The 22,086-nt window shown below is 63.6% G+C and carries 21 protein-coding genes, 1 tRNA gene and 1 rRNA gene; 12 read left to right on the top strand and 11 right to left on the bottom strand.

Going from position 1 to position 22,086, the window contains the following annotated elements; genetic code table 11:
* Nucleotides 1-193 precede the first annotated feature (193 nt).
* Nucleotides 194-520 (bottom strand): hypothetical protein, encoded by a 327-nt coding sequence (locus tag U1739_RS21255; RefSeq protein ID WP_443025591.1) that lies wholly within the window; start codon nt 518-520, stop codon nt 194-196.
* 196 nt (nt 521-716) lie between these two features.
* Between U1739_RS21255 and U1739_RS17195 the strand changes: the two genes are divergently transcribed.
* Nucleotides 717-1,460 (top strand): IclR family transcriptional regulator, encoded by a 744-nt coding sequence (locus U1739_RS17195; protein ID WP_332709815.1) that lies wholly within the window; start codon nt 717-719, stop codon nt 1,458-1,460.
* Nucleotides 1,461-1,515: 55 nt separating this feature from the next.
* Here the strand turns inward: U1739_RS17195 and desA are convergent, their stop codons facing one another.
* Together desA and U1739_RS17185 are read right to left on the bottom strand one after the other, a co-directional pair.
* Nucleotides 1,516-2,913 (bottom strand): syringate O-demethylase, encoded by a 1,398-nt coding sequence (desA, locus tag U1739_RS17190; RefSeq protein ID WP_332709814.1) that lies wholly within the window; start codon nt 2,911-2,913, stop codon nt 1,516-1,518.
* A complete protein-coding gene (locus U1739_RS17185) occupies nt 2,913-3,665 on the bottom strand; it encodes an alpha/beta fold hydrolase (RefSeq protein WP_332709813.1) in 753 nt (250 codons plus the stop codon). Before U1739_RS17185 ends, desA begins: the two co-directional genes overlap by 1 nt.
* Nucleotides 3,666-3,745: 80 nt before the next feature.
* Between U1739_RS17185 and U1739_RS17180 the strand changes: the two genes are divergently transcribed.
* From U1739_RS17180 to U1739_RS17160, 5 genes are read left to right on the top strand one after another with little or no spacing between them, the layout of a single operon-like run.
* Nucleotides 3,746-4,651 (top strand): methylenetetrahydrofolate reductase, encoded by a 906-nt coding sequence (locus tag U1739_RS17180; protein WP_332709812.1) that lies wholly within the window; start codon nt 3,746-3,748, stop codon nt 4,649-4,651.
* Entirely contained in the window at nt 4,648-5,499 is an 852-nt protein-coding gene (gene purU / locus U1739_RS17175) for a formyltetrahydrofolate deformylase (RefSeq protein WP_332709811.1), read from the top strand. The genes U1739_RS17180 and purU overlap by 4 nt, the downstream gene beginning before the upstream one ends.
* A 19-nt stretch (nt 5,500-5,518) precedes the next feature.
* Nucleotides 5,519-6,139, top strand: a complete 621-nt coding sequence (locus U1739_RS17170) for a dihydroneopterin aldolase (RefSeq protein WP_332709810.1) — start codon at nt 5,519-5,521, stop codon at nt 6,137-6,139.
* On the top strand, nt 6,136-6,546 hold the full coding sequence (gene ligA, locus U1739_RS17165) for a protocatechuate 4,5-dioxygenase subunit alpha (RefSeq protein WP_332709809.1): 411 nt from the start codon (nt 6,136-6,138) through the stop codon (nt 6,544-6,546). The genes U1739_RS17170 and ligA overlap by 4 nt, the downstream gene beginning before the upstream one ends.
* A complete protein-coding gene (locus tag U1739_RS17160) occupies nt 6,546-7,433 on the top strand; it encodes a class III extradiol dioxygenase subunit beta (RefSeq protein WP_332709808.1) in 888 nt (295 codons plus the stop codon). Before ligA ends, U1739_RS17160 begins: the two co-directional genes overlap by 1 nt.
* 15 nt (nt 7,434-7,448) lie before the next feature.
* Here the strand turns inward: U1739_RS17160 and U1739_RS17155 are convergent, their stop codons facing one another.
* Together U1739_RS17155 and U1739_RS17150 are read right to left on the bottom strand one after the other, a co-directional pair.
* Nucleotides 7,449-7,841 (bottom strand): nuclear transport factor 2 family protein, encoded by a 393-nt coding sequence (locus tag U1739_RS17155; protein ID WP_332709807.1) that lies wholly within the window; start codon nt 7,839-7,841, stop codon nt 7,449-7,451.
* Nucleotides 7,838-8,965: a cobalamin-independent methionine synthase II family protein gene (locus U1739_RS17150; protein WP_332710021.1), complete on the bottom strand. Its 1,128-nt coding sequence runs from the start codon at nt 8,963-8,965 to the stop codon at nt 7,838-7,840. Before U1739_RS17150 ends, U1739_RS17155 begins: the two co-directional genes overlap by 4 nt.
* 435 nt (nt 8,966-9,400) lie before the next feature.
* Here U1739_RS17150 and U1739_RS17145 point away from each other — a divergent pair, with 435 nt between their 5' ends.
* From U1739_RS17145 to U1739_RS17125, 5 genes are read left to right on the top strand one after another with little or no spacing between them, the layout of a single operon-like run.
* The gene (locus tag U1739_RS17145; protein ID WP_332709806.1) at nt 9,401-10,516 is read left to right on the top strand and encodes an FAD-dependent oxidoreductase; all 1,116 of its coding nucleotides are present in this window, start codon (nt 9,401-9,403) and stop codon (nt 10,514-10,516) included.
* Between the two features lie 22 nt (nt 10,517-10,538).
* Complete coding sequence (locus U1739_RS17140; RefSeq protein ID WP_332709805.1) at nt 10,539-11,441, top strand: VOC family protein; 903 nt, start codon at nt 10,539-10,541, stop codon at nt 11,439-11,441.
* Nucleotides 11,442-11,447: 6 nt separating this feature from the next.
* A complete protein-coding gene (locus tag U1739_RS17135) occupies nt 11,448-12,605 on the top strand; it encodes an alpha/beta hydrolase family protein (RefSeq protein WP_332709804.1) in 1,158 nt (385 codons plus the stop codon).
* Nucleotides 12,602-13,381: a cyclase family protein gene (locus U1739_RS17130; RefSeq protein ID WP_332709803.1), complete on the top strand. Its 780-nt coding sequence runs from the start codon at nt 12,602-12,604 to the stop codon at nt 13,379-13,381. Before U1739_RS17135 ends, U1739_RS17130 begins: the two co-directional genes overlap by 4 nt.
* Before the next feature lie 4 nt (nt 13,382-13,385).
* Nucleotides 13,386-14,330 carry a fumarylacetoacetate hydrolase family protein gene (locus U1739_RS17125; RefSeq protein WP_332709802.1) on the top strand — a complete coding sequence of 315 codons (945 nt, stop codon included), beginning with the start codon at nt 13,386-13,388 and terminating at the stop codon, nt 14,328-14,330.
* Nucleotides 14,331-14,345: 15 nt separating this feature from the next.
* On the opposite strand, the gene U1739_RS17120 is transcribed toward U1739_RS17125, so the two are convergent.
* Nucleotides 14,346-15,536, bottom strand: a complete 1,191-nt coding sequence (locus U1739_RS17120) for an MFS transporter (RefSeq protein WP_332709801.1) — start codon at nt 15,534-15,536, stop codon at nt 14,346-14,348.
* A 155-nt stretch (nt 15,537-15,691) separates the two neighbouring features.
* Between U1739_RS17120 and U1739_RS17115 the strand changes: the two genes are divergently transcribed.
* Entirely contained in the window at nt 15,692-16,609 is a 918-nt protein-coding gene (locus U1739_RS17115) for a LysR family transcriptional regulator (protein WP_332709800.1), read from the top strand.
* Here the strand turns inward: U1739_RS17115 and U1739_RS17110 are convergent.
* From U1739_RS17110 to rrf, 5 genes are all read right to left on the bottom strand, one after another.
* Nucleotides 16,606-17,796 (bottom strand): MFS transporter, encoded by a 1,191-nt coding sequence (locus tag U1739_RS17110; protein WP_332709799.1) that lies wholly within the window; start codon nt 17,794-17,796, stop codon nt 16,606-16,608. The two genes, U1739_RS17115 and U1739_RS17110, sit on opposite strands and share 4 nt — an antisense overlap.
* Nucleotides 17,796-20,138, bottom strand: a complete 2,343-nt coding sequence (locus U1739_RS17105; RefSeq protein ID WP_332709798.1) for a TonB-dependent receptor — start codon at nt 20,136-20,138, stop codon at nt 17,796-17,798. The genes U1739_RS17110 and U1739_RS17105 overlap by 1 nt, the downstream gene beginning before the upstream one ends.
* Before the next feature lie 126 nt (nt 20,139-20,264).
* Nucleotides 20,265-21,281 carry an amidohydrolase family protein gene (locus tag U1739_RS17100; RefSeq protein ID WP_332709797.1) on the bottom strand — a complete coding sequence of 339 codons (1,017 nt, stop codon included), beginning with the start codon at nt 21,279-21,281 and terminating at the stop codon, nt 20,265-20,267.
* Between the two features lie 543 nt (nt 21,282-21,824).
* A tRNA-Met gene (locus U1739_RS17095) sits at nt 21,825-21,901 on the bottom strand.
* Nucleotides 21,902-21,990: 89 nt separating this feature from the next.
* Nucleotides 21,991-22,086, bottom strand: a 5S ribosomal RNA gene (rrf, locus tag U1739_RS17090); the annotation flags it as partial.

Here is a 22,086-nt window from a genome sequence, read left to right as displayed (position 1 = left end):
ATATGAAAGGTGGCGAACGGGACTAGACCCTCGCGGCCGTTTGCCATTATCTCGAGTGTGAGTGGGACGACATATGGGGTTATGATCGATCCGACGGGGACGCGTCCCAAGCTATCGAAACTAGATGGGTCAGCCTCGCAGCAATGGGGCTGTTAGCCTAAAGCGAACCGCTCCTCACGATGCATTTCGTTCGTTAAGTGCAGCCGCCTAGCTGCGCGATCTGACCCCGCTTAGGCAGCGCAGCTGAGCGGTGTTCCTTGTAGGTCTGGCGGTCGACGAGATGGCGTTCGCGATTGAAGTTATTGTGTACGTTGGCGTGGACGCTGGCGAACTTCTGTAACAACTTCAAACACCTAACCTGATCATTGCCCCCTCTCGTCGTCGGAACGGCAGGTGACTGTTCTCGATCCGGTTGTTGGCCCATCCGCACCGTCTCATGGCAAATGTCGATGCCGCGCTCAAACAGCAGGTCCTCCACGTTGCCCAGCGACAGTGGGAAACGAACATTCAGCATCACCACGATCCGGATCGCCTAGGGCGACGAGCTGTAGCAGCGGAACGAGCTGGCGGGCTTGCGGGGACGGGGCATGCTGATACCTACTCGGGCCCGCCTAACGTCCGGTGCATTTGGTCTGACACACCCCTCACGACGGCGGCATTTTCTTTGACGAAGCCATGATGGCGCCAAACGCCGCTTTTGCGCTAAGCTTGGGCGTATGGCCGATATTAGCTCCCCGCACGTCAAGTCAGCAACGCGCACACTCGATATCATTGAATTTGTCGTCGCTCGCGATCAGGCAGTGACAGCGCAGGAGATATCCGCCGCACTTGCGATTCCTGTGAGCAGCTTGTCTTACCTGCTTACGACGCTGGTGGATCGTGGCTACTTGTCGCGCGACGGACGGTTGCACGTCGCTGGCCCTGGCCTCGACCGGCTGCGCGCGCGCAGCCGCGCCTTTCCTGTGGCTGAGCGCGTTGCGCCACTCGTCCGCTCGCTGCGCCTACAGCTGAACGAGACGGTATCGTTCTTCGTGCAACGAGGCTGGGAGATGGAGGCGATCGTTACGGAGACCAGCGACCATGCACTGCGCTATGCAGTTCAGACTGGTAGCCGCACGCCGCTACATTGCTTTTCGGCTGGCAAGGCGATGCTTGCGAATATGCCAGATGAGAGTGTCGAAGCGTTTCTCGCCACCTCCGATCTTCCGCGTTACACGGCCGCGACAATCACGGACGCGGCCGCGCTACGTCGAGAAATAGCCGTCATTCGCACGGCCGGGATCGCCCGGACCCGCGAAGAAAGTACGCCGGGCATTCAGGGTGTAGCTCGCGCCGTTGCGATCGACGGCGAAACGGTCGGCGCGCTCGCCGTAGCCATTCCCAGTGCACGTTTCAATTCAGTGGTCGAGCAGCGGGTCGCGGAGTTGTTGATCACCACTGCCGGATTGCTCGCGCGCTAGCACCGCCAATGGTCGCCAGGCGCCGGGTGGCCTCGACCACCCGGCGTCGGTGTGATCAAGCGGGCTGGCGGTTGCGCCAGCTGTCTGCGTAGCTGTCACGGGCAACTTCAGAATAGGGCACCGAGGCGACCACCGCGCGGATCGTGGTCTGGACGTGACGTTCGACCGTCGGCTTCCGCGTACCGCCATTCGGCTCGCCCCATACCAAGGTCACTTCCGTGCCGGGTTCGGCATGGTCCGCATCAAGCATCGCAAGCGTCAACATGCGGCCTTCATTGGCGCTATAGGAGATCCACGTTGATACACCGACCAGTCCACCATCCTTTTCCACCCGGTCGAACGGGTGCATCGAATAGACCGCCGACGGGAACTCCATATATTTGGCGCGATCCTGCTTGGTATATTGCGACGAGAGAACGCGCAGCAGATCCTCGTTGTCGAGCGCCAGCGTCACCTTCTTGCGATGCGGCTCGCCCGCCATCCGCTCCAGCGCCTCGCGACCGATAAAGTCGTGGTCGAACTTGACGAACGGGCCGTAGCCCAGATCCCACGGCGTCAGGTAATAGCCCTCGACGCTGTTCGGGACATAGCTGCCGCCGATCGAGGCCCTGGCTTCATAGCTGTTGACGCCGAGCCATTCGCGAAATGCGCGTGTCCCCTCACCGGTATAGGTCGCCGGCAGCGGCGACGGAATCCAGCCTGATTCGATCGTGTTCGACGAATAGGTGCGGCCACCGACCAACGTCAGCCCGTGATCCTTGCCTGCCGCGATCAGCGCGTCTCGCACGATATCGTAATCCGCCCAAGGCCCGAACAGCTCGTAGCCCGGCTGCCCCGCCATGCCGTGGCGCAGCGCGCGTACTTCGCGACCGGCGATCGTGAGGCGCGTCATGTGGAAGAATTTCAGGTCCGGCGGCGTCTCGCCCATCGCCGCTTCCAGCACCGCCATCGCGTTCGGCCCCTGCAACTGGAAGCGATACGAGCGACGATTTTCCGGATCGGGGCGCACCGCGGTGCGCTCGTCGCGCGACACCGTCACGTTCCAGTCGCCGGTCGCCGCGTGAAATTCGACCCATTCGATCACCGGCGCGCGGCCGACCAGGTTGAAGCGGTTCTCGTCAAGATAGAACAGGATCACGTCGCCGATGACATAGCCGTCGGGCGTCACCGGGACGAACTGCTTGGCGCGATCGGGCACGAAATTCTTGAAGCTGTTGACGCCCAGATGGTTGAGCATGGCGAACGCATCCAGCCCCTCGACCAGCAGATCGACCATATGGAAGGACTGGTTGAACAGCACCGCCTTGTTCGCCCAGGCCATCTGCTCGTCGCGCCAATTGGAATATTCCGCCGGCACGCCGGGGTAGACGTTGGGGCCGGTCTGCTGATTGCGCAGCAGCTCGACGATATTGCCGCTTTGGTCGAGAAGCGATTGCAGGCTCGTATCGGTCATCATGCTCTCCTTTGCGTATTATTGATCTTGGCCGTTGGCCGTTCGAGCCAGTCGCCAAGGGCGTCGTTGACGGCAATCGGCGCTTCGGCCGGCACCATGTGGCCGGCGCCGTCGATCACCACCAGTGCCGCGTGAGGGATCGCGGCAGCGATCGCGCGATGCTGTTCCGGCGGACTCCAGCGATCCTCGCTACCGACCATCACCAGCACCGGGCAATCGATCGTCGGCAGCAGGTGCAGCACCTCGGGCCGGGCAAGCAACGCCGCTTCCTGCGCTTCGTACCGTGCCATGCCGGCAGCGCGGCACATGTCGGCCAGTCGCGCGACCAGCCCGGCATCTTGCGCGGTCGCCATGCCAAGCATCGGCGGCAACCAGGCATCGACCAGCGCGGCAATGCCCTGCGTCCGCCCGAGATCGCGCAATGCGTGGCGCTTTTCCTGCTCGCCCGCGCGGCGCGGGTGTACGCCGGTGCTGACCAACGCGAGCCGCCCGACCCGCTGCGGCGCACGACGCCACACCTCCAGCGCGACGCGCCCCCCCATCGAATGACCCAGCATCGCGAAGCGCCCCGGGGCGTGCGCCAATACCCGTTCCGCCATCGCCCCGAGATCGTCGAGATCGCCATAATCCGGTGCCATCACCGCCGTGTCGAATGCGGCAAGCTGCCCACGGAAAATGCGCGCATCGCACAGCAGGCCAGGGAGCAAAACGATCGGCTCCGGGGCTGCTCCTGTTGCGATATTCTTGTACATGAATTTTCGTCTATGTGAATTGAGCGATCGGGGCTAGAGGAAAAGCGGGAGCTAGGTCGATAAGGCCACGGGAGGATTCCATGGAATTGCCGATCATCCACCCTCGCTGGGACACGGTGGCGACCGACATGGCCGATGGCTATTCGCTCGAGATGACGGCGAAGGATCGCCTCGCCCTGCGCAGCGCGGCAGCGCGCATCGCGCCGGAAACGCCGATCGCCATTACCTTCTTGCCCGGCGAATCGATGAACAACCGAATCGCCGCCGCGGCTGAAGTGCGCGCGCTCGGTTTCGAGCCGATGCCGCATCTCTCCGCCCGCCGGATCGGCTCGCATGACGAGCTGGAACAGATCGTCGCGCGCACCGTCGCCGAGGCCAAGGTGACGCGCATGTTCCTGGTCGCCGGCGATACACCGACGCCCGCCGGGCCCTTCGCCGATACGCTGTCGCTGCTGCAGACCGGGATATTCGAGCGCCACGGGATTCGCGCGATCGGCATTGCCGGCCATCCCGAAGATCATCCGGCGATGGACGAAGCCGCACGCTGGGCCGCGCTGGAGCGCAAGCGTGACGAGCTTACCGCGCGCGGCATGGCGACGCTGATCGTCACCCAGTTCGGCTTCGACGCCGCCCCGTTCCTGCGCTGGCTGACCGAGCTACGCGCGCGCGGCATCGATGTGCCGGTGCGCATCGGCGTGCCCGGGCCGGCCGGCATCAAGACGCTGCTGCGCTATGCCGCGCGTTGCGGGGTCGGCGCGTCGGCCGCGGTGATGGCACGCTACGGCCTGTCGATCGGCCAATTGCTCGGGTCGGCCGGGCCGGACAGATTGGTTGATGCGCTTGCCCGCGGATTGACCCGCGCGCACGGCCCCGTACGGCTGCATTTCTATCCCTTTGGCGGGCTCGACAAGACGGTCGGGTGGATCAACGGCTATGCCGACACCCACCGTCCCGGCACCACGCTGCATCCAGGAGTGTCGCAATGACCGGCCATGTTCTAAAACTCGCCTGCGACGACCGGCCCGGGCTGGTTGCTCTGGTCGCCGGGATGATCGCCGAGCATGGCGGGAACATCACCGACGCGCAGCAGTTCAACGACCCGCAGACCGACCGCTTCTTCATGCGCGTCGCGTTCGACCTGGCCGATAGCGCGCGTGGCGAAGCGTTGCGCGCGGCGCTTGCCGGATCGGCCGACCAGATCGGCCACGCCTGGACGCTGCGCGAAGCCGCCGCCCGCAAGCGCGTGCTGCTGATGGTCTCGCGGTTCGATCATTGCCTCGGCGATCTGCTTTATCGCCACCGCATCGGAGAGCTGCCGATGGACGTGGTCGGCATCGTCTCCAACCACCCGCCGGAAGCGCTGCGCACCACGATGATCGGCGACATCCCCTATCATTATCTGCCCGTCACGCGCGATATCAAGGCCGAGCAGGAGGCCGCGATCAAGGCCCTGGTGACCGATACGCGCGCCGACCTCGTGGTGCTCGCGCGCTACATGCAGATCCTGTCGGACGATCTCGCGGGCTTCCTGTCGGGCCGCTGCATCAACATCCATCACAGCTTCCTGCCCGGCTTCAAGGGCGCCAAGCCGTATCACCAGGCCTATGATCGCGGCGTGAAGATGATCGGCGCGACCGCGCATTACGTCACCGGCGATCTCGACGAAGGGCCGATCATCGCGCAGGATGTCGAGCCGATCAGCCATGCCGACAGCGCAGAGGATCTGGTGCGCAAGGGCCGCGATATCGAGCGGCGCGTGCTGGCGGCGGCGGTCGCCTGGCATGTCGATGACCGCGTGCTGCTGAACGGCACGCGTACCGTCGTGTTCCGATGACCGCGATCCACGCCGCGGCATGACCACCCCTACGACCATCCTCGTCGCCGTTCGCGATCTGGCCATCGATGCGCTGATCGGTGTCGAGCCACACGAATATGGACGGCGCCAGCCGCTGATCGTCTGCGTCGAAGCCCGGCTTGATGCCAGCAGGGCGGATCGGCTCGAAGATACGGTTGATTATCGTCGCATCGCCAGCGCCGCCCAGCGGCTCGCGGACAGCCATATCGATCTGATCGAGGACTATGCCCGGCAGCTTGGCCTCGCCTGTCTTACGCTGGGCGCGGTCGCCAGCGTGAGCGTCGAGGTCGTCAAGCCACAGGCGCTGGCGGCGGGGACGGCGGTCACCACGGTCGTCGTCCAGCGGCAACCCAGCGCACAGATCCTGCCGTTCAGGACGGTATTGGCGACAGACAGCCTCGGCACCTTTCGCTTCGCCTTCCAGCCGGGCATAAACCCGGCCGCGCAGCGGGTGCTCGCCGGCATGGTCGATCAGTTCGTACAAACGCTGCGCGGGGTGGAGGCATCCAGCGTCGCGCTGGACTCCGGCTCGGGCGAATGGACCGCCGAATTGACGCTGGATCGGCGAACCGCGCCGCGCTTCGACAAGATCAGTATGATGCAGGGAGAAACCGGATGACGCAGCCGATCGACATGAAGGCCTATCTCGCGGCGTTCGACGATATCCCGGGCACGCGCGTGTTCACCGCCAAACGCGCCCGCGCCGGCTATCATCTCAACCAGTTCGCTATGAGCCTGATGAAGGCCGAGAACCGCGAAAGCTTCAAGGCCGACGAGCGCGCCTATCTCGATCGATGGCCGATGACCGAGGATCAGAAACAGGCCGTGCTGGCGCGCGAATACAATCGCTGCCTCGATCTCGGCGGCAACGTCTATTTCCTCGCCAAGCTGTTCTCGACCGACGGCATCCCTTTCGCCCGCGCGGTATCGACGATGACCGACATGAATTTCGACGAATATACCCAGATGATGCTCGCCGGCGGCCGTAGCCCGGTGGGTCTCCGCTCGATCAAGGACAAACGCTGATGGCTCGTATCACTGCCGGTGTGGCCTCCAGCCACGTGCCCCTGCTCGGTGTCGCCACCGACCAGCACAAGGATACCGACTCCTATTTCGGCCCGATCTTCGCCGGCTATGAATGGACGCGCGCCTGGGAACAGCGCGAGAAACCGGATGTCGTGATCCTGGTCTATAACGACCATGCCTCGGCGTTCGACATGAAGATCATTCCGACCTTCGCGATCGGCTGCGGCGAAAGCTACAAATCGGCCGACGAAGGCTGGGGCCCCCGCCCCGTGCCCGATGTCGTCGGCCATCCCGATCTCGCCTGGCACATCGCGCAGAGCCTGATCCTTGACGAATTCGACATGACCATCATCAACGAGATGGATGTCGATCACGGCCTCACCGTGCCCTTGTCGATGATGTACGGCCGGCCCGATGCCTGGCCGGTCAAGGTAATTCCCGTCGCCGTCAACGTCGTCACCTACCCGCCGCCGTCGGGCAATCGCTGCTGGGCGCTGGGCGAAGCGATCGCGCGTGCGGTGGAGAGCTTCGAGGAAGACCTCAACGTCCAGGTGTGGGGCACGGGCGGCATGAGCCACCAGTTGCAGGGGCCGCGCGCGGGACTGATCAACCAGGAATGGGACAATGGCTTTCTCGATCGGCTGTCCGGCGATACCGATGCGCTGCGCCACATTCCGCACCTGGAATATCTGCAGGAAACCGGCTCCGAAGGGATCGAGATGGTGATGTGGCTGGTCATGCGCGGCGCACTGGGCAAGCGCGCTCGTGCGCTGCATCGCCATTACCACGTGCCCTGCAGCAATACGGCGATCGGCCACATGGTGCTGCGACCGGACAATGGCGAGGGGTACGACATGGTTGGCAGCGGCGCCACGGCAGTCGCATAGCCGGCCGGGTCGAGATCAGAAGGTCAGCGTTCCCCGCCGCTCGGCGAAACGCCAGCCTTCGTCGACCCGGACAAAGGAATCCTCGAAGCCGCCGACCAACGGCGGTTTGTCGGCAGCACTGAACAACAGCATTGCGCTGTTGCCGCGCGCACTGCGGTCGCTCACCAGTTCGATGACCACGTTCGAGCAAATATGCCGCGTCACGCGCGGCGGTCGCGCCTCGAACGCGGCGAGGATCGCGTCACGGCCGACGACGGGGAGGTCCGGCGCCGTAGGACGCGTCATCCGGCCATCGGCCACATAGAGCGCGGCCACCTCCGCCCAACGCGCCTGATCAACGAGATTGGCGTAGAGATGCACCAGTCGGGTGCAATCCCATTCGGCCGCACGCAGGGCGTCTGGCGTCACAACCGCGCGCCGGCGATGTCCGCACCGTCCCGCAGCGCGCGCAGCTTGGCCCAGGCGACGGCGGGATCGATCTTGCCGTATCCCGCAAACGTACCAAACCCGCAGTCGGTGCTGGCGATCACGCGGTCTGCCCCGACGATCGCGGCAAAGCGCTCGATCCGTTGCGCCACCAGTTCGGGATGCTCGAGATAGTTCGAACAGGTGTCGATCATCCCTGGCGCGAGGATCTTGTCGTCGGGCACGCCGGCGTCGCGCCACACCTTCCATTCATGCTCATGCCGGGGGTTCGCGGCCTCAAATAGGATCGTCCTGGGCTTCGCCTTCAGCACGATCTGAATGATCTTTTCTAACGGAACGTCGTGATCGTGCGGCCCCTCGTAATTGCCCCAGCACACATGCATCCGCATCCGCTCCGGCGCGATCCCTGCCGTGGCGGCGTTGAGTGCCTCGACATTGGCTTCAATCGTGGCGAGGAACTCGGGATCGTCCATCTCCTGATAACCGGTGTGGCGCGACATCGCCAAGTCGGGGCAATCGAGTTGCAGTTCGAAGCCGGCAGCGACGATCGTTTCGTACTCCGGGCGCATCGCCGTTACCAGGTCAGCGAGATATGCTTCGTGATTGGGGTAATACGCATTCTTCTGAAAGGCGGTGATTAACCCGGGCGAGGCCGAATTCATGAAGCCGCGCGGCGCCTCGCCGTGCCGATCGAGCGCGGTTCGGAAGCGTCGGATGTCGTCTTCCAGCGGCTGCAGGCTCACCAGCTTCACCGCGCCGATACAGGATGCGCGGACGAAATCCTGGTCGCCCATGATGTGGGCAAGTTTGGCACGGAGCTCGGGGAGCGGCGCTAGATCGAGCGCCGGCTTGCGATCGACATGGCCGCCAAAGCCCGAGAGCCGCTCGATCATGTAGGTGGAATAGCCGATCTTGCCGAGTTCGCCGTCGCTCACCACGGTGACGCCCGCGGCGATTTGCGCGGCGACCGCGTCGTTCACGGCCGTCTGCACGATCCGATCGAATGCCTCCACGTCATAGGGCTCCCCCTGGTCGCGTGCGCGCAAAAGCGGCGTCAATTCGTTACCGCGCGGCAAACTGCCGACATGGGTCGTAGCGATTGGGATCATGTCAACTCCGTGGATCGGCGGATCATCTGCCTAGCACAGCAGACATAGATTTTGGAAAGCTGGTATTGCCCGCAGGGCGCGGGCAACCATCAAGTGCGCGACGCTTCCGACGTCTCTGCCGTGGGGTTCGGCAGCAGACCCGGGAAATGGCCGCGCCGACCGATCGACCAAGCTTCGAAACTCCTTGGCGCTCGAACACCGATCGGAGACCATTCCCCGACCCCCTTGCACCGTGATGCGGCTTGATTCCACATCGTGCCACGATCGTTTTGGATTATAAAACCTGATAGAACGGCATCAGATAAACTCATTTCCTGTATCGCTCAAGCACGCGTAGAAAGATGCCGAACAGCACCAGAGTGCTAGATTTGTAAGGGGATGCCGGATGCCGATCGACGCGGTTTCGCTTAGCGCGACGGGACTTTTGGGAAGATGAAGGAGCTCGCGACCCTCGTTATTGGCGGCGGTATCGGAGGGCTGACCGCGGCGATCGCGCTACGGCGCGAGGGGTTTGCCGTAACGGTGATCGAACGCGATCCGTCTTGGTCGGTCTACGGCGTTGGGATCATCCAACAGTCCAACGTGATCCGTGCGATGAGCGATCTCGACCTGATCGACACGTATCTCGGCGCTGCATGCGGCTTCGATCACGTGGAGATCTTCACGCCCGATGGCATCAAGGTGGCGCGCGTCCCGTCGCCGAACCTGGTCGAGGGCTATCCCGCCAATGTCGGTATCGCACGTCCGGCGCTACACAAGGTCTTGGCCGACCGCGTACGGACCGACGGGGTGGAGATCTTGCTCGGCGTCACCGCTTCCGCCATAGAGGACCGCGGCGATTGCGTCGAAGTGACCCTGTCCGACGGGACACGACGCACGTTCGACATCGTGGTCGCCGCCGACGGTGTCCATTCCCAGACGCGGGCAACCCTGTTTCCCGATGCGGCAAGACCGGCGTTCACCGGCCAGGCCGTATGGCGCTACAATCTGCCGCGCCCTGCCGGTCATGATGCGCTGCAAGCCTATAACGGCCCGATCGGGATCGGGCTCGTGCCGATGAGCGAAGACCAGATCTACATGTTCGTTACCACCGCGGAGCCGGATAATCCCCGTTACGCCCGCGCGGGATTGGCGGCGCGGATGCGTGCCACGCTCGCGCAGGCACCGCAGACCGTTCGCGATCTCGCCGAGGCGATCACCGATGACGACGGCGTGGTGTACCGCCCGCTCGAGACCCTGATGCTGGAGGGGCCATGGCATCGTGGTCGGGTCGTACTGCTCGGCGATGCCGTCCATGCCACCACGCCGCATCTCGGGCAGGGGGCGGGCATGGCGATCGAGGATTCGATCGTACTGGCGGCAGAACTCGCGCGGCACGACACGCCCGAGCAGGCGTTCACCGCGTACCGCGATCGGCGCTGCGATCGGTGCGCCTATATCGTCCGGTCGAGTCTGGCGATCTGCCATGGACAGCTCGGCAAATCCGCACCCGTCGATAACGCCACGGCAACGCGCGAAATGTTCGCGATCGTCTCGCAGCCGATTTGAGCCATCAAAACGAGGATATGTAATGAGTAGAGTTACTGACATCCGCTACATTGGCTACGCAATGCCGGATCTGGAGGCCGAGGCGCGGTTCTACAGCGACGTGTGGGGCCTGCAGCCGGTGCCGTCGCAGGACGGCATGGTCTATTTCAAGGCGCAGGGCGATGACGAGCACCACGTGGTCCGCCTGCGCCAGGACGAGACGATGCGTATCGATGTGATCGGGCTTGCCACCGACAGCCGATCGAGCGTCGATGCCCTGCACGACAATGTCGTCGCCGCGGGATGCCGGGTGATCTTCGCACCGCGCGACCTGGCGACGGCGGGTGGTGGCTATGGTTTCCGCTTCTTCTCCCCCGACGGCCTACCCTTCGAGGTATCGAGCGATGTAGCCAGCGGCGACCGTCGCGACATGGCGCGGTGGGATGCAGTACCGCAGAAGATCAGCCACATCGTGCTGCACTCGCCCGATCACAAGGCGATGGTGCAGTTCTTCATCGATGTGCTGGGGTTCAAGCTGAGCGACTGGCTCGGTGATTTCATGGCGTTCCTGCGCTGTAACGAAGCGCATCATCGCATCGCTTTCCTGCCGGGGCCGCCTTGCCTCAACCATGTCGCCTACGACGTGCTGACGGTCGACGACATGATGCGCGGGATCAACCGGCTGCGCAAACAGGGCACCAATATCCTATGGGGTCCGGGACGGCACACCGCGGGCAACAACACGTTCAGCTATTTCACCACGCCCGGCGGCTTTGCGGTGGAGTATACCTCCGAACTGGAGGACGTCGACTTCGATACGCACGAAGCGCAAGTGCATATTCCCGGCCCGCAAGTGATGGACCAATGGGGCGTCGGGGTCGGTGGACCGCAGACGATGCCGCATCCCGCCGCCGATCCGGGTCTCTTCCAGGCGGCAAAGGTGTAACAGCACGTGGCACTTTTCGAATATTTCCCGAATTATATCTGGAACCTGTCGGTCGCGATGGCGCTCGAAAGCGGCGCGCAGATCGGCGAGATCGTCGATATGTGTCAGCCGATCCGCGAGGCCGCCGCAAGCGGCGCGGATACCGGGACGCCGCAATTCATGGCGCAGTGGGTCGCCAAGGCGGACCAGTTGATCGGCCTGGCCGAGGAGGACGAGGCGCGCGGCCGGGGCTTTTCGGCGTCGGACAAGCTGGAGCGCGCGGCGTTGTACCTGCTCGTGGCGGAACGCATGCAGGGTCACGGCCATCCCGGCCGCAAAGATACCTATGCCAAGGCACTGGCTACGTTCGAGAAGTCGACTTTTCTCGGCAGCCTGCCGCGGCAACGCGTCGACATTCCGTTGAATGCAGGCACCATGCCCGCGCTGTACACGCAAGCGCCGGGCGATGGCCCGCACCCCGTGGTGGTCTATTGCAACGGCCTCGACAGCTGCAAGGAACTGCTGTTCTGGTCGCGCCTGCCCGAAGCGCTGGCACGACGCGGCATATCGACATTGTGCGTCGATCAGCCGGGATCGGGCGAAGCGCTGCGATTGCAGGACCTGCCGGTCGATCCGCATAGCGAGCATTGGGCGTCGAAAGCGGTCGACTGGCTGGAAGCGCGCCCCGAGGTCGATGCCGCGCGCATCGGCATGACCGGGATATCGCTCGGCGGGCATTTCGCGCCGCGCGCGGTCGCCTACGAACCGCGCTTCGCCAGTGGCGCGGTGTGGGGTGCCAATCACAATTGGCGCGAAGTGCAGGACAAGCGCATGAAGCGCGAGGGGGAGAACCCCATCCCGCATTACTGGGCGCACGTTACCTGGGCGTTCGGCGCGACGGACATGGCGGATTTCCTCGAGAAATCGGCTGATATGAACCTGAACGGCCATATGGACCGGATCAAGGTGCCCTTCCTGGTTACCCACGGCGCGAACGATCGCCAGATCGGCGTCAACTACGCGCACGATTGCTACGATCAGCTGGTCAATTCGCCGCGCCGCGAACTCAAGCTGTTCACCGATCGCGAAGGCGGTGTCGAGCATGTCGGGGCGGACAATATGAGCTTTGGCCGCGATTACATCGCCGACTGGTTCGCCGACACCCTGGGCGGGCGCAGCCAGTGACGCGCCGCTTCCTCGACCTGTCGATCACGATCGATCCCGACATCGTCACCGATCCGCCGTTCATGCGGCCGACGATTTCGTATCAGAACCATGCCGAGACGGTGGCGGAGATGCACAGCTTCTTCCCCGGCCTCAAGGCCGAGGAACTGCCCGGCGGGCTGGGGTTCGCGGCGTCAGAGACGCTGACGCTGACGACGCATAACGGGACGCACCTGGATGCGCCGTGGCATTATCATCCGACGATGAACAATGGCGAACCGGCCATGACGATCGAGGAAGTGCCGCTCGACTGGTGCTTCCGCCCCGGCGTGAAGCTGGATTTCCGGCATCTGCCGAACGGCTATGTCGCGACCGCGGCGGATATCGAGGCCGAGCTCACGCGGATCGGCTACACCCTGCAACCGCTGGATATCGTGCTGGTCAACACCGCGGCGGGCGCGGCGATGGGCGGCCCTGACTTTCTGGGGTCGGGCTGCGGCATGGGGTATGAAGCGACGATGTACCTGACGACACGCGGCATCCGCGTGACCGGCACGGACGCATGGAGCTGGGATGCGCCGTTCGCGCACACCGCACGCAAGGTCGCCGAGACGGGCGATACGTCGCTGATCTGGGAAGGCCACAAGGCCGGTCGCGAGATCGGTTACTGCCACATGGAAAAGCTGACCAATTTGGAGCAGTTGCCCGACTTCGGGTTCACCGTGTCGTGCTTCCCCGCCAAGGTGAAGCGCGGATCAGCCGGCTGGACGCGCGCCGTCGCCATTTTCGAGGACTGACACGATGAAGTTCGCCACGCTGCGCGACGGCACGCCCGATGGTCGGCTGGTGCTCGTCTCCCCAGACGGCACGCGGTGCGCGGCGGCCCCCGCCGCCACGCTGCAAGAGCTGATCGAACGATGGGATGCGCTGGCCGACGTCTGCCGCGCGCAGAACGAGTTTCCCGATACGCTGGACAGCACGATGCTGGCGGCACCGTTGCCGCGCGCGTGGCAATGGCTCGATGGATCGGCGTTTGAAAGCCACGGCGAGCTGATGAAACAGGTGTTCGGCAACGCGCCGGACCATTCGGACGTGCCGTTGATGTACCAGGGCATGTCTGATCGGTTCTACGGCCCGCATGACGATATCCCGGTACCGTCCGAGGATCTCGGGGTCGATTTCGAAGGCGAGTTCGGGGTGGTGGTCGATGCGGTACCGATGGGCACCTCGCCCGAGGACGCGCTGGGGCATATCCGGCTGATCGTGCAGATCAACGACTGGTCGCTGCGCGCGTTGGCCGGGCCGGAGATGAAGACCGGGTTCGGCTGGGTGCAGGCCAAGCCCGCCTGCAGCATGGCGCCGATCGCGGTGACCCCGGACGAACTGGGCGATCAATGGCGCGACGGGCGCGTATGCCTAGACCTGCTGGTCGATTGGAACGGCGAACGTTTCGGCGCGCCCAACGGCACGAGCATGTCGTTCGGGTTCCACCGGCTGATCGCGCACGCCGCACGCACGCGTGCCCTGCCGGCGGGGACGATCATCGGATCGGGCACCGTATCGAATTCCAATTACCGCGAGATCGGATCGACCTGCATCGCCGAGCGGCGCGGGATCGAGATCGTCGATGGCGGCGCACCTAAGACGGAATTCATGCGCTTCGGCGATACCGTCCGCATGGAAGGCCGGCGATCCGATGGCAGCGCGCCGTTCGGTGTGATCGAACAACGCGTCGTACGCGCCTGACGCCCTGCCTGCGGTTCAGCCGGTAACGGCCGACCGGCGGCGGGACAGGATCGCGGCGAGCACCGCGCAGGCGGCACCCAACCCCAATATCGCCAATGCCGGTTTCAGCCCACCGGTCGCCTGCGACAAGGCGACTGCGATCAACGGAGCGAGAAACTGCGCGAGGAAAAAGGTCCCGCTCCACAGGCCGGTGCCGCGACCACGGCAATTGGGCGGCAAGATCTGCAACACCCAAGTGAGCAAAGTCGGCAGCAGGATGCCGCCGCCGACGCAGCTGACGACGGCGAACGATGCGATCGTCCAGAGCCCTGCGGCTTGCGACACGCCGAGATAGCCGATCGCCGCTAGTCCGAATCCGCCAGCGAGCAAGGTCATGCGGTTCGCCGAGGCATAGCGACGAAACAACAGAGAGCCGACTACGACGCCAAGATTGGCCGCCGCCCCTGCCCCGCCGATCGCCGCCGGCGAAACCGTGCCGGCGGTTTCAAGGATCGGTCCGAGTTCGATCAGCATCGTGTAGAACAGCAAGGCGGCGCCGAGCGTGATCGCCACGATCGGCATGACGCGCGCGAACGGAAAGGCGCTGTCGTCCGACGATGACTTTGGCAGCGCGGGCTCGAACAACGATATCGCGGATGCCACGGCGATCGGGAGCGCGAGCAGATACAACAGGAACGGTCCGCGCGACGCGAAGATTTCTCCCAAGACGCCACCGGCGGCGATCAGCACGATCGCACTGAAACTGACCACCGCCGTCTGGATCGCGATCCATCGTTCGCGCCGCTCGCCGGTGTAATAATCGCCAAGCAAGGTCGTAGCCACGGTGGTGATCGCGGCCTCGGTCAGCCCGAGCAACACCCGAAACGCGACGATCCAGTGCAGATCGTGAAGGAAGAACGGGACCACGCCGATCACGCTGTACAGCAGCAATGCCGTAACGAGCAGCCATTTGCGCCCGACACGATCGGCCAGCCACCCGGCAGCGGGAGAGAAGATCGCAACGCACAAGGCCGGCACGGTCATCGCGATCGGCACCAGCACGGACGATCCGGGAACAGCGGCGAATTCGCGCAGCAGCAGCGGCAGGACCGGGACAAGCGAGATGATCGCCATGGCGGGCATGATCGCCGCCGCCATCAGGATCACGCCATGGCGCGTTCCCGCCTGGCTAGTGGCAGTGCCGTCCCGAGATGCTGCGATATCCACGATGCCTATCCCCTGTGTCGAACGCGTCGCCGTCTCTGTCGGGCGATCTTGTGATTTGACCTGCTCGGTCATCCCATAACTAGAATCTTGCCACTGGTCAGTGAAATCGATTAGACTGATCACGATCTATCACCAGAAGTTATTCAAGGCGTACCATGCGGTTCAAGGGTCTCGATCTCAACTTGGTCGTTGCGCTTGATACGCTGCTCGACGAACGCAGCGTATCGCGAACCGCGCTGCGGCTGAACCTGAGCCAGCCGGCGGTGAGCGCGGCCTTGGCACGGTTGCGCGACTATTTTGGCGACGAGTTGCTCGTCCTAGTCGGTCGCCGGATGATACCCACCGCCTATGCCGAGACGCTTTGGCCGATCGCACGCGCGTTGCTCGACAAAGCGGAGTTGCTGATCGACACATCGAGCGGTTTCGACCCGGCGACCTCGCGACGACGATTTCGCGTCAACGCATCGGATTACATCCAATCGGTGCTGATCGCGCCGGTGCTGCGCAACCTGCACGAGCGGGCGCCGCATATCAGCATGGATGTTGGGCCGACGGGGCCACAAAGCATTGCTCAGTTTGAATCCGGCGAAATAGACCTGATCGTGAGCCCGGAGGAATATGTTTCCCCGTCTCACCCGTCTTTCCCGTTGCTGGACGAACGACATGTGGTGGTCGGCTGGAGCGGCAACCCGGCGATGAATATGCCGATCGACCTCGATACCTTCCTGTCGCTGGGGCATATTGCAGTGAGCATCGGCGCAGGCCGGGCGATCGCGTTTGCCGAGCGACACTTGCTGCCGTTTCGGGATCGACGGCGGATCGAGGTGACGTCGTCGACCTTTTCCGGCGTGCCGATGATGCTGCAGCATACCAACCGGATCGCAGTACTGCAGGAACGGCTGGCGGTGGCATACTCCGCGCCGTTCGATCTGAAACTGCAGCCGTTGCCGTTCGACATGCCAGTGCTGCATGAAATGGTGCAATATCATGCAGCGCGCGCCAACGATGCCGGGATCGCCTGGCTCGTCGGCGAATTCAGGAGCGTGGCGGCGGTGCCGACCGGAACGGCCTAATTAGCGGGTGCGGCGCGGGGCTTCGAGGCGGGCAGGTACAGGAAGATTACGGCCGCGAGCACAAGGCCGATCGCCGCAACGACCAACGCGGTTGCGTAACCGCCTTTATTGTCCGCCAGCGCGCCGACCCATAACGGGCTGAGCCCGGCCATCAGCATGAAGCTGGCATATTGCACGGCATAGAGCCGACCATAGCCCGCCACGCCGAAGCGCCGCGCGGTCATATAGCCGATCAGGTCGGCCTCCGCGCCCATCGCGGTGCCGAGCGCGATCGCACCGAGCCACGCGAAGGTCGCGCCTTGCGAGGCGAGCGTCAGGCAACCGAGCGCGCAGATACAGCAACAGACCGCGGCGAGCCAGGCGGCCTCGATCCGGTCGGCAAGCCAGCCGACGATCACCCGGCTGACGATCACCGAAGCGCCGATCACGCCGGCGATCAGCCCGGCGCGTTGCGCATCGACCCCGGCATCGCGCAGCATCGGCACGAAGTGCGGCAACAATCCGGCAAAGGCCAGCGCCATCATCCCGAACGCGGCGAGCAACAGGATGAACTCGCGCGACCGGAGCGTGCCGGCGACGTCGGCGCCCTGGGGCCGGATCGGATCGCGCGACTTGGGCGGCAGCGACAGCGCAGGGATGATCCCGAGCAGCGCAAGCCCGGACAGGACGAGATAGCCCGACTGCCAGCCATGCGTGGCGACGATCTGAGCGAGGATCGGTGGCACCGCCATTGCCGACACGCCGATGCCGAGCTGCGTGAGGCCGAGGGCGAGACCACGCGAGCGATCGAACGCGCCGCTTATCGCGCGGGTATAGGCCACGGGGGCGGAACAGGCGGCGAAGAACCCGATCGCCGCCATCACCACGATATAGCCGGCGACCGAATGGACAGACGTGCCTAGCGCTAGGAAGCCCGCAGACAGCGCAAGCGACCCGGCGGCGGCGGGGCCGCGCGCGCCGAAGCGGTCGATCAGCCAGCCGGTCAACGGCAGGGCGAGCGCGAGCGCGACGGTCGACAGGAAAAATGCCCAGCCGAGATCGGTGCGCGACAGCCCGATCGCGCCGCGCAGATCGTTGGCGAAAATCCCCGCCGTGTAGGTCAGCAGGCCCGCAATCCCCAACCCGACGCCGGAAGCCGCGACCAGCACGACTGGCCAGCCGCGGCGAAACTCACTGGGCTGCCGCATCAGAAGCGGAAGCCGACCCGTGCGCCGTAGGTGCGCGGCGGACGCAGCGTCAGCAACGAGGCGTTGATGATCGGACGCGTCAGCCCGCCCGCAAACACCGCGTTATCCTCGATATTGTTGACGAACCCGGTCAGCGACCAGCTTTCGCCCGTCGGGCTTAGCGTGATGTACGCATCCGAGGTCATCGACGCGTCGCGGCGCTGATAGTCGAGATAGTCGAGATTGAGCCAGGCCGAGCTTTCGAGGCGCGTGCGCGCGCCGGCGGTCAGTCCATAGTTGCCGATCGTGAAGCGATGCTCGTAATTCACGTTGGCAGTCCATTTGGGCGAAAACACGCCTGGCTTGCCCGAGCAATCGACGACGAACAAGCGCGTCGGTGGCGCCGCGGTGCGCGTGTCGTTGCGTACTGCGCACGACGTGACGAGCGGTGCGCCGCTGGTCGAGATCGCGTTATAGACCAGGCTTTCATAGCGCGCGTTGAGATATTGGACGGTCGCACCGAACGTGTCGGACGAAGTCGGCTGGAACAACAGGTCGATCTCGGCACCGTACATCCGCGCACGGCCCGCATTGACCGTTACGCCGGCCTGCGCGAAATTGCCCGGGGTCGACTCGATCGGGCCGACATAGCTGATCTGCTGATCGTTGTATTTCCAGTAGAACGCCTCGAGATTCACCTGCAGCTTATTGTTCAGGAAGCGGTTCTTGGAACCCAAGGTGTAGGCGGTGAGCGTTTCCGGGCGATAGGTGTTGGTACCGGCGGAAGGGTAGAAACCGCCCGCCTTGAACCCGGTCGCAACGTTCGCGTAGATCAGCGAGCGCGGCGCGACGTCCCATTCGACCCCCGCCTTCCAGGTAAATTTGCTGAAATCGAGATCGCCGTTGATCGGCACGCTGGGCGGATTGGGGACGAAGAAGCTAGTATTCCGGGTCGAACCGGTCAGCGTCTTCATTTCCTTGGTATATCGCCCACCGCCGACGATCCGGAACGTATCCGCGACGGAATAGGTCAGCTGTCCGAACACCGCCTGACTGGTGGTCTTCAGCCGCGGGAAATATTCGGTGTTGGCAAGGATGCCCTGGTTGTAATTGTTATAGCCGTCCTGCTGCTCGTGAAAGAAGAACCCGCCGAGCACATATTGCAGCGGGCCGCCGCCCTGCGACGCCAACCGCACCTCGGCCGACATCTGGTCGTCATTTTCGGTGAAACGCCCGGGGAAGCCGGGTGCGTAGGTCAGGATGTCGGGCTTGCTCTTGCGGTAAGCCAGAATCGTGGTCAGCGACGCGAAACCGAGATCGCCGGTGGTAGTGAGCGAGGCACCCCAGAAGCTGCTGTCCTGGAAACCATCACCGCGCGGCACCGTCACAGAGTTGCGTAGCGCATCGGGCGACAGGAACGAGAATGGCGGAACGAACCGGAACGTGTTGACCGTCAGCTGCTGCAGCAAGGCGGTGATCTGGGGATCGGCGCCCCCGACACGGTCGCGCAGATTGGGGACGTTGGGCGTGACCGGTGATGCGACCAAAGCCGCGCCGACGCCCTTGCCACCCTGATGCGTATAATCGGCCATAAACAGCATCGAGAAGCGGTCGCTTGGTTCGATCAGCAGCGACCCGCGGAACGTCTCGACCTTTTCATCGTCATAGCCATCGGAATAATAACCGTCGCGATCGACGACCTGGCCGGCAAGGCGCAACGCGGCGATCTTGCCGATCGGGATGTTGACCCCGCCCTGGATCTTCTTGGAATCGTAATTGCCATATTCGGCGGTCATGTCGCCGCTGAAGTCGCCAAGCCGCGGACGACGCGGGATCAAATTGATCGCGCCGCCGGTGGCGTTGCGACCGTATAGCGTACCCTGCGGGCCTTTCAGCACCTCGATCCGGTCGAGATCGAAGAACGACCCGGCGGGGGCGGTGGGACGCGCGTAGAATATGCCGCCGACCGAGAAGGCCACGGCGTTTTCCTGGAACGAGTTGATCGCCGTCGCACCGACGCCACGGATGAAGAAGCTCGACGAGATGCCGACCGGCTGTACCGTCAACGCCGGGATCAGTTTGGTCAGCTGTGTCGCATCGGAGACGCCGGCGCGAACGAGTTGCTCACCGCTTACCGCATTAGCGGCGATCGCCGCGCGCTGGAGCGTTTCGGAGCGACGTTGCGCGGTGACGACGATGTCGCCGATGCCCGCTTCGGACAATTGCGTGTCGGCTGCGTTCGACTGATCCGCGGCCGGCTGTCCGGTAGTGACCGGTGGCTCCCCGGCGACGGTCTGCGCGACAGCGTTGGACGATATGATCAGCGCGGTCGCAGCGATGCCGCAGAGCAAAGTTTTCTTCATGTATCCCCTCCCAGGACTTATTATTTGAGAAGGGAATAGGCATTGGCGACAGCTAAGCAAAATCGATATATCTGATCCGTAACGATAACCGCGCTCGATTGCTTGCGCGAATGTCGTCGTTTGTGTTCAGCCGTCCATGAGCCCTAGTAATGCGGCCGCGTTGCGCCCGAGGATGCGTTCGCGGTCTTCCTCGCCGAGCAAAGCGTGAAAGCCGATCGGATCGGGTTCGGACATGTCGAACGGATAATCGCTGCCCATGCATAGCCGGTCCGCGCCATGCGTCCGCGCGAGTGATTCGAGTTCGTCGGGGTCGAACACCAACGTGTCGAACCACAATCTCTTCAGATAGCTCGACGGCGGATGCTGGCAATCGGCGCGGCAATCGGCGCGCGCGCGCCACCCATGATCCATCCGCCCCCAATAGCTCGGCAGATAGCCACCGCCATGCGCTACGCAGATGCGCAGCCCGGGATAGCGATCGAGCACACCACCAAAGATCAGATGCCCGACCGCCAGCGTCGATTCGAGCGGATTGCCAATCAGGTTGTTAAAGTAATATTCGCTCATCCGGTTGGCATGCGTGAAGCCGAGCGGATGGAGGAAGAGCAGGATGCCGAGTTCCTCGGCGGCGGCGAAGAACGGCCGGAAGAGCGGATCGTGCAGATCGCGCCCGTTGACGTTGGAACTGATCTCGATCCCGCGCAGGTCGAGTTCGCGCACGCAGCGGCGCATCTCGACGATCGCCTGATCGACATCCTGCAACGGCACCGTGCCCATCCCGACCAGCCTGTCGGGATGGGACGCGACTGCCTCGGCGATGCCATCATTGACCAGTCGGGCGGCGGATCGCCCGACATCGATATCGGTGAAATAGAAATACTGCCCAGGGCTGGGCGAGATCGCCTGCATGTCGATGCCTAGCCGGTCCATGTCGGCAAGGCGTTCGTCCACCCCGTATAGTTTGCAGCTGATCGCCGCGAACTGCGCGCGGTTCACGGCACCAGTCTGCGGGCTGGTGAAATCATGGATGCCGGGGGGTGGTCCGGGATAGCTTGCCTGAACCAACGCATCGGCGGCGCTAACCCCGAGGTGACAATGCATGTCTAGCGTAAGGTAGCGTCCGTTGCGGTGTACCACTTGCACTTGAGGCTCTCGATCGGACGTCATCTCACCAAGGCCCATGTCACTCTACTGATCTCCAGCCATTTTGAATATCATAAGCGCATTACGCTCAATTAACACCTGCTTCATCGTTTGACGTCGACCGAGACCACCGCAAACGATGCCAGATCGGCGGTGGTAGTCCCGCTTTGATCAGTCAAACAGGTCCAACAAGCCTCAGGAAGGTCTGCACTGCCCCGCGCTCAGTCCGTCCATTCCAGCGCCACGGGATCGGGCTTGAAGTCCACGTCGGCGGGCAAATATGCAATCTCTGCTCCGAGTGAACTTGCCATGTTCCAAGCCGAGTGTGACATGCGTGGCGGCAACCAAGCGTTGGGCGTGATGCGCCTGCCTGCCGCAGCCGCAATTGTCGAGTGATCGACGCGATGCCAGCAAAATGCGTTCCGCGAAGATTTACGCAGGAATACTCGCCCTCTTGCTTCCGCAGTGCTTACATTGCTATTTCAGACCGCGGAACCCAGACGCAAAAAATCCCGCTAAGTCTTTGGACTAGCGGGATACCGATGGTTGCGGGGACAGGATTTGAACCTGTGACCTTCAGGTTATGAGCCTGACGAGCTACCGGGCTGCTCCACCCCGCGCCACGGTACGCCGCCTGCTGGGTAGCAGGGGGTATGACATGTGAATGGGTTCTTCTAAACCATGATGCTGTTCGAGCACCGGCTACAATGCCTGGCGACGACCTACTCTTCCATCGCTTAAGCGATAGTACCATTGGCGCAGTCAGGTTTCACGGCCGAGTTCGAGATGGGATCGGGTGGGGCAC

This window comes from Parasphingomonas puruogangriensis (assembly GCF_036663635.1).
Classification (GTDB): Bacteria; Pseudomonadota; Alphaproteobacteria; order Sphingomonadales; family Sphingomonadaceae; genus Sphingomonas.
The sequence above is the reverse complement of the archived record's forward strand: the minus strand, read 5'-3'. Positions and strand labels throughout refer to the sequence as shown.

Coding starts and splice junctions, on each gene's coding strand:
- U1739_RS17170 (WP_332709810.1), top strand. CDS start 5,519: ATGACCACCCCTACGACCATCCTCGTCGCCGTTCGCGATCTGGCCATC.
- desA (WP_332709814.1), bottom strand. CDS start 2,913: ATGACCGATACGAGCCTGCAATCGCTTCTCGACCAAAGCGGCAATATC.
- U1739_RS17110 (WP_332709799.1), bottom strand. CDS start 17,796: ATGCGGCAGCCCAGTGAGTTTCGCCGCGGCTGGCCAGTCGTGCTGGTC.
- U1739_RS17115 (WP_332709800.1), top strand. CDS start 15,692: ATGCGGTTCAAGGGTCTCGATCTCAACTTGGTCGTTGCGCTTGATACG.
- U1739_RS17195 (WP_332709815.1), top strand. CDS start 717: ATGGCCGATATTAGCTCCCCGCACGTCAAGTCAGCAACGCGCACACTC.
- U1739_RS17160 (WP_332709808.1), top strand. CDS start 6,546: ATGGCTCGTATCACTGCCGGTGTGGCCTCCAGCCACGTGCCCCTGCTC.
- U1739_RS17140 (WP_332709805.1), top strand. CDS start 10,539: ATGAGTAGAGTTACTGACATCCGCTACATTGGCTACGCAATGCCGGAT.
- U1739_RS17180 (WP_332709812.1), top strand. CDS start 3,746: ATGGAATTGCCGATCATCCACCCTCGCTGGGACACGGTGGCGACCGAC.
- ligA (WP_332709809.1), top strand. CDS start 6,136: ATGACGCAGCCGATCGACATGAAGGCCTATCTCGCGGCGTTCGACGAT.
- U1739_RS17105 (WP_332709798.1), bottom strand. CDS start 20,138: ATGAAGAAAACTTTGCTCTGCGGCATCGCTGCGACCGCGCTGATCATA.
- U1739_RS17125 (WP_332709802.1), top strand. CDS start 13,386: ATGAAGTTCGCCACGCTGCGCGACGGCACGCCCGATGGTCGGCTGGTG.
- U1739_RS17185 (WP_332709813.1), bottom strand. CDS start 3,665: ATGTACAAGAATATCGCAACAGGAGCAGCCCCGGAGCCGATCGTTTTG.
- purU (WP_332709811.1), top strand. CDS start 4,648: ATGACCGGCCATGTTCTAAAACTCGCCTGCGACGACCGGCCCGGGCTG.
- U1739_RS17145 (WP_332709806.1), top strand. CDS start 9,401: ATGAAGGAGCTCGCGACCCTCGTTATTGGCGGCGGTATCGGAGGGCTG.